Below are 13,185 nucleotides of genomic sequence, written 5' to 3'. Positions count from 1 at the left end.
TTCGCTGTCAGCGTAGCGGGGATCATGGAAAGTAGCCGGATGGTGCCGGTAGATTAGGACGCATGAGCAACGGATTCGGTTTTTCTTTCCCCAATAACGATGACGACGATAATGACGGACGTCGTGACCAGAACCCGTTCGGCGCATTCGGCGGCGCTAATGGTGGCGGCCTGGGTGACATGCTGAACCAGTTCGGTCAGATGCTGTCCGGCATGGGCTCTTCCATGAACTCGCCGGAAAACTCCGGCCCCGTTAATTACGACATGGCTAAGCGCATCGCCCTGCAGCAGATCTCGCAGTCCAAGGCGGTAAGCGCGGACGATACCAAGGCCGTAGAGGAATCCGTCCGCTTGGCGGAGCTCTGGCTTGACGACGCCACTTATTTGCCCACCGCCTCCGGCACGGCCAAGGCTTGGGATTCCAAGCAGTGGTTGGAAGAGACCATGCCGGCGTGGCAGCGCATGGTCACCCCGGTGGCAGAGCACATGAATGATGCTCAGCTGGACTCCATGCCGGAAGAGGCCCGCGAGATGATGGGCCCCATGACCAAGATGATGAACCAAATGTCTGGCATGAACTTTGGCATGCAGCTCGGCCACGCTTTGGGCGATTTGGCCTCCCAGGCGCTGACCGGTTCCGATTTCGGCCTGCCCATCGCCCCAGCCAATACCGTGGCACTGTTGCCACAGACCATCCAAAAGGTCGCCCGCGAGCTTAATGTTCCTGGCCAGGAGGTGCTGGTTTATATTGCCGCCCGCGAGGCTGCCCGCCAGCGCCTGTTCAAGCACGTGCCGTGGTTGGTAGAGCGCATCGTCTCCTCCGTAGAGGAATATGCCATTGGCCTGGTCATTGATACCTCCCACCTAGAGGAAGTCACCCGCGAGCTCAACCTCGAGTCCGGCGATCCGCAGGCAATCCAGGACGCGATGAGCAAGTTGCAGGGCATGGACCTCTCCCCGCGCATTACGTCCAAGAACACTGCGGCCGCATCCCGCCTCGAGACCCTGTTGGCACTGGTGGAAGGCTGGGCCGAGCACGTCGTTACTGAGGCACTGGGCGAGCGCATCCCGTCGACCTCGAAGCTGACCCAGGCATGGGCGCACCGCCGCAGCACCGGCGGTTCCGCCGAGAAGGCCTTTAGCAAGGTGGTCGGCATCGAACTCAATGCCCCTAAGGTTTCTGAGGCCGCTGAGCTATGGCGCCGCGCCACCGTCGCCGTAGGCGCGGAAAAGCGCGATAAGGCCTGGGATCACCCAGACTTCCTGCCCACTGCGGAGCACCTCGATAATCCGGCCGCCTTTATCGATTCCCTGCTGGACGAAGGCCCGGATGAAGGCTTTGAAGAAGAGTTTGCCAAGCTGGAGGAAATGCTGAAGAACGGCGAGGATTCCTCTGCGGCGCAGGGCGACGAGTCCAAGGAGTCCGAGAAGCCGGAAGACCAAGACGACAAGAAGTACAAGGGCAACGAGGACGAGGAGAACTAGCAGCCCCAGCGCTGATAGGCCTCAAGATAGCCCTTCGCCCGCTCAGCGTGGGGCGCCCTGTCCGCCCACTGCCAAAAATCCCGCCCATGGCGCGGGATGAAGGTGTGGGTGAGCTCGTGAATGATCACTGAATCCAGCACATAGTCCGGCACCTGTTGTAGCCGGTCGCTCAGCCGAATATCCGCGGTGGAGGTAGTACAGCTACCCCACCGCGTATTTTGATTGCTCACCCACCGAATAGAGCCAATAGTCGCGCGGCCATCTAAATACGCCGCGTTGAGCCGCCGCGCACGTTCCTCAAGCTGGGAGTCCGTGCGGCGGCCACTGCCCCGTTTCTTTTCCACCCGCGCCAACATGTCCGCGACTGCTTCGCGCTCATCGCGCGCGGACATCCACGCGGGAATGCGCACCTCGAGCACCCCGGATACCATGCGCGCCTGCACAGTTTTCTTCCGCTTGGCAGAGCGAATGACTTTGACCTCTGGGGGCTGCGGTGCGGTAGGCTGCATGCTCGACATGACAGGTGATTGTACCTGTGGTGCAATGGAGACCACATACTTCGGGGGAAGGGGTTAAAGGCGTGGGGATTTCTGCCACCCAGGTGGTCTTAGCACCCGGCAGCGCAGTGTTTTGCCGCGAGGAAACGGTGATCCAATTTGGCATGGATGCCACCCGCGTTGGGGTTGCGGAAACTGGTAGCGCGCTCGCCGTCGCGACGGCTTTCAACACCGCTCGCGAGCCAGTGTCCCCGGAGGACCTGTCCCACCGGCTGCGTGCCGCAGGGCTTGAGGAGGCGGCGGCGCTGAGCCTCATTGAAGACGCACTGGACTATGGCATCCTCTGGCCGCACAGGCAGGCCGCCGAAAAGACAGACACCATTGTCCTCATGGGAGAATCCACCCTGGCACACAACCTTCGCGCACGCCTTGAGGAGGATGGCTTCCAGGTGCGCATCCCGCTGGAGGAAGACAATGCCTTTTCCTATATCCACGACCTCGACGGCATGTATCCGGTCCTCGCCGTGGACCAGCTGCACTGCCCGCTGGATTGCGCGAATGCACTCGCGGGCACAGGAACCACGTGGATTCCGGTATCTTTGCTGGACAATCGTGGCGTCATCGGGCCGGTACGCATCCAGGGCCAAGGCCCCTGCCCCTTGTGTGCGCACTTGGCGCGCGTGGATATGGACCCACTCTGGAATATCATCAGTACCCAGCTCACCCGCGTGCGCCGCACGCCAGAAGCCGTGGTGCTCGATGCGGTTGCGGCGCATACGCAGGTGATCATCCGGCGGCTCATGGGGCGGCCGCTGCCGCCAGGCGCGCCAACCGCTAAGCCGCGCCCCGGACAGCAATGGGAGGTCGATATCTACGGACATCACCAGCAGCGCACCGTCATAGCGCATCCACGCTGCCCGGTGTGCTTCGGCGGCAAGACCAACCTGGCTAGCTACGAACCGAACGAATAACCTCTAGTACCTGGGCACCGTAGCGCTCCAGCTTGCTAGGGCCTACGCCGGAGATGGAGAGCATCTCTGCCTCATCGGAGGGCAATTCCTCCGAAATCGCCTGCAGGGTGGCATCGGAAAAGATGACATACGCCGGCACCTTTTCCTGGCGCGCTACCTGGGAGCGCCACGAGCGCAAGGCGGCAAAGACCTCTTCATCGCCGCCGCCCTCACAATCTTCATGGCGGCCGATGACCTTTTCCGCCGGTGTTCCCAGCGGGCCAGAGCACACGCGGCACCGCTTCGGGCGGCGGGAGCGAGAACTACCGCCGGAGGCATCTTCGGCCGCTGGGACGATGCCATCGAGGAAGCGGGTGCGCTCGCGCGAAGCTCGCGAGCCCGTAGTCTTCGCCAGCGCCCACGACAGCGCGAGGTGCTCACGGGCGCGGGTAATACCGACGTAGAAAAGGCGGCGCTCCTCTTCCACCTGTTCGTCGCCAGCCTTGATGGCGTGGTTGATGGGCATGAGCTTTTCTGTCAGCCCCACGAGGAATACCGCATCCCATTCCAAGCCCTTGGCGGCGTGCACGGTAGCCAGCGTCACGCCTTCCATAGCTGGGGCCTGCTTATCGGTGGAGCGCCGGCGCAACTCCCCCAGCACCCCGTTGAGATCGATGCCAGGAGTTGATTCCACAATCTTTTCAATGAGCCCTACCAGTGCATTGAGGGACTGCCAGCGCTCGCGGGCCTGGGCGCCCTGGGGCTCGGTGGAGCTCAAGCCCAACTCGACAAACGCAGCCCGGGCTATCGCCACCGGGTCATCCGGCAGGTCCTCGCGGCGCGTCGCGGCGATGAGCACGCGGATAGCCTCCAGGATTTCCGGGCGGCGGAAAAAGCCCTCGCCGCCGCGGACTTGGTAGACCGCTCCGGCGTCGGCAAGCGCCTGCTCAAACTGCTCCGACTGGGCGTTGATGCGGTAAAGGATGGCAATCTCGGAGGCCGGCACACCCTGATCCAGCAGAGTAAGGACCTGGCCGGCCACCTCTTGGGCCTCAATTTCTTCGGACTCATAGGCCTTGAAAGTGGGCTCGGGACCGGGCTCGCGCATGCCCTGTAGCTCCAAGCGCGTGCCAGCCGCGCGGCCGGTGGCCTTGCCGATGACCCTATTGGCTAGGTCCGTTACCTGCGGCGTGGAGCGGTAGTCGCGCTGCAGCTTGACCACGGTGCCGTCCGGGTACGTGCGGGAGAAATTGAGCAGGTAGTCCGGGGAAGCGCCGTTGAAGGAATAAATGGTCTGGTTAGCATCGCCCACCACGGTAAGGTCATCGCGCTCGCCCAACCAAGCGTTGAGCACCCGCTGCTGCAGCGGGGTAACGTCCTGGTACTCATCGACCACAAAGGTGCGGTACTGCTCCCGGAAGGTCTCCGCAATCGCCGGCACATTCTCGATGGCACCTGCAATGTGCATGAGGAGGTCATCGAAGTCCAAGTGCATCATGTCCGGCGTGGCCTTGGACTGCTCGTAGCGGCGGAAGGCCTCTGCCACCTTGGCCGGATCGGCCGGTGCACTGCGGTCCGTATTGGCGATCACGGACTCATAATCTTCGGCACTGACCAGCGCGGACTTAGCCCACTCGATCTCCGCCAGGACGTCTCGAATCATGTCCTTGGAATTATCCAACCCCACCGAGCGCACCGCGCGGGCAACCAGCGGGAATTTATTATCCAGCAGCTGCCACGGAAGATCGCCTGCTACCTGCGGCCAGAAATACTTCAACTGGCGGCGCGCGGCCGCGTGGAAGGTCTGCGCCTGCACGCCGGCCACGCCCATGGTGCGCAGGCGATCGCGCATTTCTCCGGCCGCTCGCGCCGTGAAGGTCACCGCAAGCACGCGCTGCGGGCTCACAAAGCCTTGGTCGACCAAGTTGGCAATGCGATAGGTAATAGTGCGGGTCTTGCCCGTACCCGCGCCGGCCAAGATGCACACGGGCCCGCGCGGCGCCGTGGCCGCGCGCAGCTGATCTTCATCCAGCAGGGACAAATCCGGCTTAGTCACCGTGATACCACTCCATAATCATCGTGTGTGCAATTGAACCCGGACGAGGAAGCGTCAGCTCAGGCAGCTCGGCGCGCTCCACCCACCGGATTTCTTCCAATTCCCCATCAGTATGGCAGGTGGGGTGGACATCAGCCGTGCGCGCACAAAAGCCCAGCATAAGGGAGCCACTCGGCGGCCACGCCTGCGAGCCCCAATAGCGAATATCCTCCACCCTGCGCCCGGTTTCTTCCAGGGCCTCGCGTGCAAAAGCAGCCTCCGCGGTCTCGCCCGGCTCAACGTAGCCGGCGATCAGAGAAAAGAAGCTAGTGCGACGGCGATTGCGCGCCAGCAAAATCCGGTCGGTGCCGCTGAGGCGAATAAGCCCGATGACGGCAGGATCCAGGCGTGGGAAAACCATCCGGCGCTCGTCCACAGGATCGCGCCCCACGATTCCCGGTGCTGGGTAGTCCAGCTTGTGGCCGGTCCGCGGATCAAAGCGCTGCTCGCGCCGATTGCGGATCAGCGCAATGGCCTGCAAAATCACCGGCTTCTCCGCAAAGAACGTCGCGCTTTCTAGCCGACCCAGCTCGCTAGCACCGTCCTCCGGATATGCGCACGCCTGCAGGGTACCTAGGTCCACTACTGCATGCTTGCCGACGCCCCCGGGAACCTTCTCCACCAGCACCGGCTCCCCCGCTGCCGTAACCGGTATCTGGCCATGAGGGGTTACTGGGAGGAACATTTAATCCTCGCCATCATCGTCCATGACCTCGATGGGTTGCTCCATCTCATGCTTGATGTAGAGCAGGCGGTCGCCCGGCTTCAGCGCGGAGGCATCCGCGGTATCCACGCGGTGCAGCTCGTTATTGCGCAGGACGGCCAGCACGATATCTGCCAGGTGGCGTGGGTTGGAGCCCACCTCGAATTCGCGCACGGCGCGCTCGGCTACGGAGAAACCCTCGTTGGGCGAGAGCAGGTCTTCCATCATCTCCACCACCGTCGGGGTGACGGTGGCCAGGCCCAGCAGTCGACCAGCCGTCTCCGCAGAGGTGACCACGGAATCCGCACCGGATTGAAGCAAGAGGTGACGGTTCTCGGACTCGCGCACCGACGCCACGATCTTGGCCTTGGGCGCAAGCTCTCGCACGGAAAGGCAACACAGCACCGCGGTATCGTCCGTGGATGGGGTAACGACGATGGAGCTGGCATGCTCTACCCCAGCGATCTTCAGCACATCCTGCTTGGTGCCGGACCCAAAGATGGTGACCAGCCCGTGGTGCTCGGCGTGGGCGAGGGACGCACGGTTGGTATCGATGACCACGATCTGGGAGGACGGAACATCATCGGCCAGCAGCGCGGCCACGGCTCCGGCGCCCTTGGTGCCATATCCGATAACGACGGTGTGGTTACGCAATTGCTTTCTCCAGTTCTGGATTTGGAAAGTACGGCGGGCCTTATCCGTCAGCACGGACAAGGTCGCGCCAACCAATAAAACAAGGAAGATCAGGCGGGCGGGGGTAATAAGCGTTAAGTTAATAAACCTGGCCTGCGGGGACACGGGCACGATATCGCCGTAGCCCACGGTAGTCAGCGACACCGCCGCATAGTAGGCAGAGTCCAATAGCGACATGTCCTCGCTATACCCACCGCCGTCTAAATAGACCACGACGGTCACGAAGACAACGATGCCCAAAGCCCACAGCACACGCTTGCCCAACTGACGCCACGGGCTGGAATTTTCATCCCTCGGCACCGTAATGACATCAATGAGCGCGTGGTCCGGCTGCGAGGACAGCTCGACCTGCGGCAAGAAGCGACTTCTAAAGCGTGACTTCATTGCCTGCGCACGTTTTTTGGCCACTAGCCCAGCCTTCTTTTCTGGTCTCGAATGATTGCTCAAGAGATTGCGCGTTACGCAACCGCCCACATACCTTAGCCCTTGTGGTGCTCAACTGACGATTCAAGGAGTTCCTTCAGCTCCTCCCCACGCGGCAGGCGGGCAGGCTCGAAGGTATAACCATCGTGGACATAATAGAACGCGGCACGAATCTTTTCCCCGCCGTGGATGCGGCGCCATGCCTCTGCGTACACCGCTAGCTGTATCTTGGCAGCATCCATGGCTTCTCCCTGGGGTGGGCGGCCGGTCTTCCAGTCCACCACCATCCAGGTGCCATCCTCCAAGCGGAATACCGCGTCCATGCGCCCGCGCACCACGGCCTCACCAATGGTGATTTCAAAGGGCGCCTCCACGTGCTCCGGTTGACGCTCGGCCCACTCGGAGTTCAGGAAGGCCTCCTTGAGCTCTTCCAAATCGAAATCTTCCGGCTCATCAATGCCGGGAAGTTCCTCCTCACCCAATAGTGCCGGGCTGCCGAAGCGATCCTCCAACCACGCGTGGAAGGCGGTTCCGCGCTTGGCATAGGAATTCGGCTTAAACGGCACGGGGCGGCGTTGCCTGCGGGCAAACTGGAGCGGGTCTGCCCGCAGCGCAACCATGTCCGAGGCGGTCAGCTCGCTGGGTAGCTCAACGTCTACCACCGGCTGTTGCAGGGCCTTGTACTCCTCAATGAGGGCGCCAGCTTCCTGCTCCCACAGCTCAAAGGTTTCACCGCGGCTTAGGTCTGGGAGCTCTGCCATTGCCTCAAGTACCAGATCCGCACCAGCGACTGCCTCTGGGCTAGCCTGCAGCGCTGGGAATTGTGCGCTCTCCCCAAAATCATCCTCAGAGGGCTCGTCAGGGACGGACCACTCCACCACGTATTGCGGGAATTGCTCTTTCAGGCGCTCTAGGTATTCATAAGGAGCCTTCTTGTTCTTTCCATTGAGGTTATTGGTGCCCGAACCGGTAACGGTCAGGGTGGATTCGGTACGCGTCAGCGCCACATAAAAAAGGCGCGCCGATTCTTCCGCCTTGATGGCGCTGTCTGCGTTCTTAAAGTCCTCGCAGGCGTTTTGGAAATGCGAGCGCTTTTGGGCATCCTCCGGGACCTCAATATAGTCATCGTCCCCCGGGACCTTATCGATCCTGGTCAGGAAGGTTTCTGCTTGTGCGCTATAGCTCGACGAATCCGCATGCACCACGCAGACATGTTCCCATTCCAATCCCTTGGCCTTGTGCGCGGTCATAATCTGCACGCGGTCAGTGGCGGCGGGAACCTCGCCGAGGTCTAGGCCATCTTCTTTTTCGAGCGCTAACGCAAAGTAATCCAAGAGCGCATACAAGGAATCACCATGGAAGCCCGCGACGATATCGGCAAATTTATCCAGGTGTGTTGCGCCCCCTGCGCTTCCACGCGCCAAGACTTCGGTGCGGATATTAAACAATGCTTCAATATCGGCGAAGATGTCCACCAGCGGTTTGGAAAGAGAATAAGTGCGCAGGTGCCGCAGTTTGGCAGAAACCTCTTCCATACGGGCGAGGCCTTGCGGGGTATAGCGGTCTCTTTCACCCAAATCTGCCAGGGCGTCAGCAAGGCCGACGCGCTGATCCGGCTCCTCAGCGGTGACATCTTCCAGCTGCGCACGCAAGTATTCTTCCGGGTCCATCCCCGACTCCCAGCGCAAGCGCTCCTCCCTCGCGCCGGCCAGGTTTCGTTGGCGGGAAGCGAGGGCTTGAATATCACTGATTCCCAGGCCACAAATCGGCCCTGCCAGCACCCGCACTGCCGCAGGCAAGTCTTCTGGGCGCACGAGCATGGTGGCAATAGCTACGAGGTCCTGGATTTCTGGCTGCCACAGCAGGCCACCGAGACCGATGATTTCATTGGGTACGCCCGCTTTGTCTAGGGCCGCAGCGATGGGCGCAGAGTGCCGATTTTTGCGCACCAAAACTGCCGCGCTGAAAGTATCTCCCTCGCGCTTGTCCCACTGCTGTTTCAGGTACTCGGCGACGAACTCGCGCTCGCGAACCTCGCTTTCGAAGTACGCCAACTGGATTTCGCCTTCGCCCTTATGTGGGGCGGCAGAAAGCTCGTCCACAGGGCGCTCTACGCCTTCGAATACGCCCTCCGCCACTGAATTAGCCAAATCCAGCGCCCCAGAAGGGTTGCGCCAAGAGGTGGTCAACTGGTCCTTCGGGGCGGGTGTGCCCGGCGCGATTGGGAAGTCTTCCACGAAGGCAGTGAGGTTTTCAGAGGTCGCACCGCGCCACCCGTAAATGGCCTGCATTGGATCGCCCACGGCCGTAACAGAAAGATCCTCTTGGTCCCCTCCGAACAGGCTGCGTAGAAGCACGCGCTGGGCATAGGAGGTGTCTTGGTACTCGTCTAACATGACGACCTTATAGCGCTGGGACTGCTGCTTTCCCACCACAGGATGGTCGCGCGCGACGCGCGCGGCGACGGCCATTTGCTCGCCAAAGGTGATGACTTGTCGCTCGGATTGTTCCTTTTTCAGGGCCTCCAGCAGCGGCACGTACTGCACGCGGCGTTCCTGTGTGTGGATATAGTCCAGCAGCGCCTTTGAGTATTCGGGTCCATTCTTTTGCGATTTGTCGAGGTTATCGATGTCCGCCCGAAAATCGCGGGCATGCTGGGCGATGTGACTCGTGTCCTTGAGCCCGTTATCGATATCCTGGCTGAATTTCAGCAGGGTCTCGGTAATCGTGGCTAGGGCGCGATCGTCTTCCAGCTGGCCGGTGTAATTGCGCACCACATCGTAGGCCAAGGAATAGCGCTCGGCCTCGGTGATGATGCGTGCGGTGGGCTCTACCGGAACCAAGAGTCCGTATTCGCGAACGAGTTCTCCCGCATAGGAGTCATAGGTAGCTACCTTCGGCGCAATGTTTTCTAGCGCTTCTGCCACCTCACCGCCTGGAGGGATGAGGCCGGAATCGCGCAATTTAATCAGCTGCCGGCGGATGCGCTGCTCCAGCTGTTGCGCGGCCTTACGGGTAAAGGTCAGGCCGAGAACCTGTTCCGGGCGCACATAGCCATTGGCCACCAGGTACACCACGCGCGAGGCCATAGTTTCTGTCTTGCCGGCACCAGCTCCGGCAACCACGAGTTTGGGGCTAAATGGGCCTTCGATGACGTGGGCTTGTTCCTCGGTAGGCGGAAAGTCCTTGCCCAAGGCTGCAGCGATCTGCTGTGGGGAAAAGTTGCTCTTAGGCATCGGTGGTCATCCTTCCTTCTTCCTGCACGGGGCAGATGGAGCGAATTGGACATTTATCGCAGTCTTTATTGGTGCGCGCAGTGATGCGCGGGCCGCGCATCTCCTCCACCAGCGGGGGCAGAAGTGCGGCGAATTCTTCCAGGGCCTCCGGCGACTTATCGCTTTGCCAAAGCTCACCAATCTTTTTGGTGGTCGCGCCCGGATACACCAGCACACCGCCCTGGCGCGGCATGCCTTCGCCGTCGTGAACCTGGTGGCCGTCGAATGCGCCATGGGCTAGTGCCAGCTGATAGGTCATCAGCTGCACATTGTCCTCGCCCTCTTTCTTAGCCGGCTTGCTTCTACCCGTCTTGAGGTCCACCACCAAGTAATTGCCCTCTCCATCGCGAAGCAGACGGTCCATATAGCCGCCAATGCGCACCTCCTCGCTGACGCGTACGCCTACGGGGATTTCCACACCGGCAAGCTCTTGATTGACCTCGGATTGGCGCGCCCACTCCCGGGCGCGGTCCAACAGGGTGGAAAACTCATCGAGCTTGAATCGCAATTGCCACTGCGGTACATCCTGGATGCGCTCGAAAGCCTCCATCACCAAAAGCTTGGCCTTCTCCGCGTCCATGCCGCGGCCAATGGCTTCAAAGAAGGCGTGCGCCAAAGTACCGCGGAGCAGGTGTTCCTCGGTGCTTGGGTCCTCAGCCACATTGCCGAGCACGGCCTTGAGTGGACAGTTGAGCAATGCTTCCACACGGGAAGGCGACAAGCTGCCGCTGGTATGCAGCGGCATTTCAGCCGCAACGGAGCGCGCAGACCACCACTGCTCCGGGTGGGCGCCAGGAATATCGGCTGCCGCTAACCGAGCGAGCTGGCGCGCTGCTTGTTTGCGCTCAACCTCACCGGATTCCGGATTGGTAACCACGCGGCGCAATTGTGCAACAAAGGCCGGCACGGACAGCACCGCCACATCGAGGGGATCCACCTCGAGCCCATCGCGCACTGACACGGGTGCGGGTTCGGGCACATCGAGGCCCAGTTCGCGTGGGAGTTGGGTGCGGCGCAGCGCCCGCTTTGCTTGCCGACGCGCAGTTTGACCGGGCACGTCCACTCCCCGACCGGCGAATTCGCCGATGAAACGAGAAGGCTCAGAGACCGTATCGCCTTCCGGGTTTTCCACGGCGGCAATAAGCAGGCGCTGTCGGTGGCGCGTGGTAGCGACGTGGAAGAGTCGACGCTCCTCTGCCAAACGGGAGGCAACGTGGCTGACGGGGGTATCGGGATCAATATCGTGGTCGAGGAGATCGATGAGATCTTCTTGACCAAAGATGGAGCCGGTCTCCCCTAACGAAGGCCAGCTTCCTTCCTGTGCGCCGGCCACGATGACGGTATCCCATTCGCGGCCCACGGCACCGTGCGCAGTCAGGATTTCTACGGCCTGCGGAATAGCGGTGCGGCGGTCGCGCACACCGGTGGGAAGTTCTTGTTCCGTGATATGCGTCAGGAAGGCGCGCAGCGAGGAATCAGGGCGGCGCTCGACGTAGTCGCCTGCGGCGTCAAAAAGCGCCATCATTGCATCCAAGTCGCGGTCGGCCTGCGAGCCGGTCGCACCACCGCGCAGCGCAGAGGCCTGCAGGCGGTTATCGAGCTCGGTTGCACTCCACACGGCCCAGAGGGTCTCCTCCACCGAGGCTCCAGAGGCGAGTGCCTCCCTGCCGGCGCTAAGAACCGCGCGTACACGCTCCAGAATGGAGTATTCGCGTTCAGTCAGTTGCCCATTAAAGTCTGGGAGCTCGCCATAGAGAAGACCGCGAAGGCTATCGATGCCCCGGGTGGTGGAATCCCAGCGGCGCAATCCACGGATCAGGCGGCGCAGGGTGACGGGATCGGCGCCACCCACGGGGCCGGTGAGCAACTCTTCCAACTCCGAGTTAGAGAGTTCTTCCTCCAAGGCGCGCAGGGCGAGCAGCACGGCGGAGACCAAGCGCTGTTCGGCCAAGACAACGTCGGTAGGGCTAATGTGCACGGGCACGCCGGCGGCTAAAAGGGTGCGGCGCATCTGCCCGATATCACCGGTTGAACGAACGATGACGGCGATATCGCGCCAGGGCACGCCGTCTTCTAAGTGGCGGCGCCGCACGGTATTGGCTACGACGTCGCGCAGCCTGCCGTCCGAATCCACGATGGAAATGCACGCCGGAGAGGGTGTGCGGTGAGGCTCGGTGAGCTCAATGTCGTGGTCGGCCGGGAAGTCCCGCAGGAAACGCGAGCTAGCACCACGGAAGGCAAAGACGGATTGATCGGCATCGCCGCCTACCACCACGAGATTAGCCTGCGGGGCCAATTTGCGGATGAGCTTGCCGGCAGTGGGATCAAGCAATTGCGCATCATCGACAATAATGGTGTGGAAGGGGTGCTCGCGCAGTAGCTGGGGGCGCTGAAGAACCGCGGTAACCAATTCCGCAGCGGAATAGGAATGGGCGCGGGAAAGGAGCTGCACGCGTTCGTACTCGCGCAGGAATTCACCCGCCGCGGACCACATGGGACGGCCGTGCTCGGCACCGAGGCGCTCTAGGTCGCCTGGGCCTAGGCCGCGTTCGATGGAGCGCAAAAGGAAATCGCGCAGCTGCCGGGCGAAGCCCACATATTCCAGCGCGGGCCGCATCTCCGCGGGCCACGAGCCATGTCCGTCTTCTGCTTGGCCAGTGAGCAGCTCGCGGATAACGGCGTCTTGCTCGGCACCGGTAATAAGTCGCAGCTCCTCCTCGGCTGCTGTGCGTAGCAACGCGAATGCGAGGGAGTGTACTGAACGGACCATGGAGGTCTGTGCGGCGTAATCCTCGAGCCGCTCAGAGAGCTCGCGGCGCAGCCGGGCTCCGGATTCCTTCGAGGGAGCGATAACCAGGATGCCGGAGGGATCCGCGCCGGTCTGACGGGCTTTATCCAAGGCATGAATGACGGTATCGATAAGGAAGCTGGACACACCGGTACCGGCGGCACCGGTTACCTTCCAGGTACCGGATTCGGGCAGGTCAACAGGCCAACTGCGGGTCGTGGCGGACTGGGTACGGGGAACGAGGCGCACCTGTGGGGACGGTGGAAGGACCACTCCC

Annotated in this window: 8 protein-coding genes; 2 read left to right on the top strand and 6 right to left on the bottom strand. The window is 61.7% G+C overall.

The genetic code is table 11. The features are described 5' to 3' along the window. Positions 1-62 precede the first annotated feature (62 nt). Complete coding sequence (locus tag QP884_RS10245; protein ID WP_284821941.1) at positions 63-1,484, top strand: zinc-dependent metalloprotease; 1,422 nt, start codon at positions 63-65, stop codon at positions 1,482-1,484. On the opposite strand, the gene QP884_RS10240 is transcribed toward QP884_RS10245, so the two are convergent. Further along, the gene (locus QP884_RS10240; RefSeq protein WP_284821940.1) at positions 1,481-2,002 is read right to left on the bottom strand and encodes a M48 metallopeptidase family protein; all 522 of its coding nucleotides are present in this window, start codon (positions 2,000-2,002) and stop codon (positions 1,481-1,483) included. The two genes, QP884_RS10245 and QP884_RS10240, sit on opposite strands and share 4 nt — an antisense overlap. A 62-nt stretch (positions 2,003-2,064) precedes the next feature. Between QP884_RS10240 and QP884_RS10235 the strand changes: the two genes are divergently transcribed. Then, positions 2,065-2,952, top strand: coding sequence for a hypothetical protein (locus QP884_RS10235; protein ID WP_284821939.1), 888 nt, complete (start codon positions 2,065-2,067; stop codon positions 2,950-2,952). Here QP884_RS10235 and QP884_RS10230 read toward each other — a convergent pair. From QP884_RS10230 to QP884_RS10210, 5 genes are all read right to left on the bottom strand, one after another. After that, the gene (locus QP884_RS10230) at positions 2,930-4,987 is read right to left on the bottom strand and encodes an ATP-dependent DNA helicase UvrD2 (protein WP_284821938.1); all 2,058 of its coding nucleotides are present in this window, start codon (positions 4,985-4,987) and stop codon (positions 2,930-2,932) included. The two genes, QP884_RS10235 and QP884_RS10230, sit on opposite strands and share 23 nt — an antisense overlap. Beyond that, positions 4,980-5,711: an NAD(+) diphosphatase gene (locus tag QP884_RS10225; protein ID WP_284821937.1), complete on the bottom strand. Its 732-nt coding sequence runs from the start codon at positions 5,709-5,711 to the stop codon at positions 4,980-4,982. The genes QP884_RS10230 and QP884_RS10225 overlap by 8 nt, the downstream gene beginning before the upstream one ends. Further along, the gene (locus tag QP884_RS10220; RefSeq protein ID WP_434736465.1) at positions 5,712-6,830 is read right to left on the bottom strand and encodes a potassium channel family protein; all 1,119 of its coding nucleotides are present in this window, start codon (positions 6,828-6,830) and stop codon (positions 5,712-5,714) included. A gap of 71 nt (positions 6,831-6,901) precedes the next feature. Then, positions 6,902-10,081 (bottom strand): ATP-dependent helicase, encoded by a 3,180-nt coding sequence (locus QP884_RS10215; RefSeq protein WP_284821936.1) that lies wholly within the window; start codon positions 10,079-10,081, stop codon positions 6,902-6,904. Continuing rightward, positions 10,074-13,181: an ATP-dependent helicase gene (locus QP884_RS10210; protein WP_284821958.1), complete on the bottom strand. Its 3,108-nt coding sequence runs from the start codon at positions 13,179-13,181 to the stop codon at positions 10,074-10,076. Before QP884_RS10210 ends, QP884_RS10215 begins: the two co-directional genes overlap by 8 nt. Positions 13,182-13,185 lie beyond the last annotated feature (4 nt).

Origin of the sequence: Corynebacterium tuberculostearicum, assembly GCF_030229345.1 — a bacterium.
Classification (GTDB): Bacteria; Actinomycetota; Actinomycetes; order Mycobacteriales; family Mycobacteriaceae; genus Corynebacterium; species Corynebacterium tuberculostearicum_G.
Note: the sequence above shows the minus strand (reverse complement) of the source record. Positions and strands in the feature narration are given on the sequence as shown.

Excerpts from the sequence above, each read along its gene's own strand:
- QP884_RS10245 (WP_284821941.1), top strand. The coding sequence starts at position 63 with ATGAGCAACGGATTCGGTTTTTCTTTCCCCAATAACGATGACGACGAT.
- QP884_RS10240 (WP_284821940.1), bottom strand. The coding sequence starts at position 2,002 with ATGTCGAGCATGCAGCCTACCGCACCGCAGCCCCCAGAGGTCAAAGTC.
- QP884_RS10225 (WP_284821937.1), bottom strand. The coding sequence starts at position 5,711 with ATGTTCCTCCCAGTAACCCCTCATGGCCAGATACCGGTTACGGCAGCG.
- QP884_RS10215 (WP_284821936.1), bottom strand. The coding sequence starts at position 10,081 with ATGCCTAAGAGCAACTTTTCCCCACAGCAGATCGCTGCAGCCTTGGGC.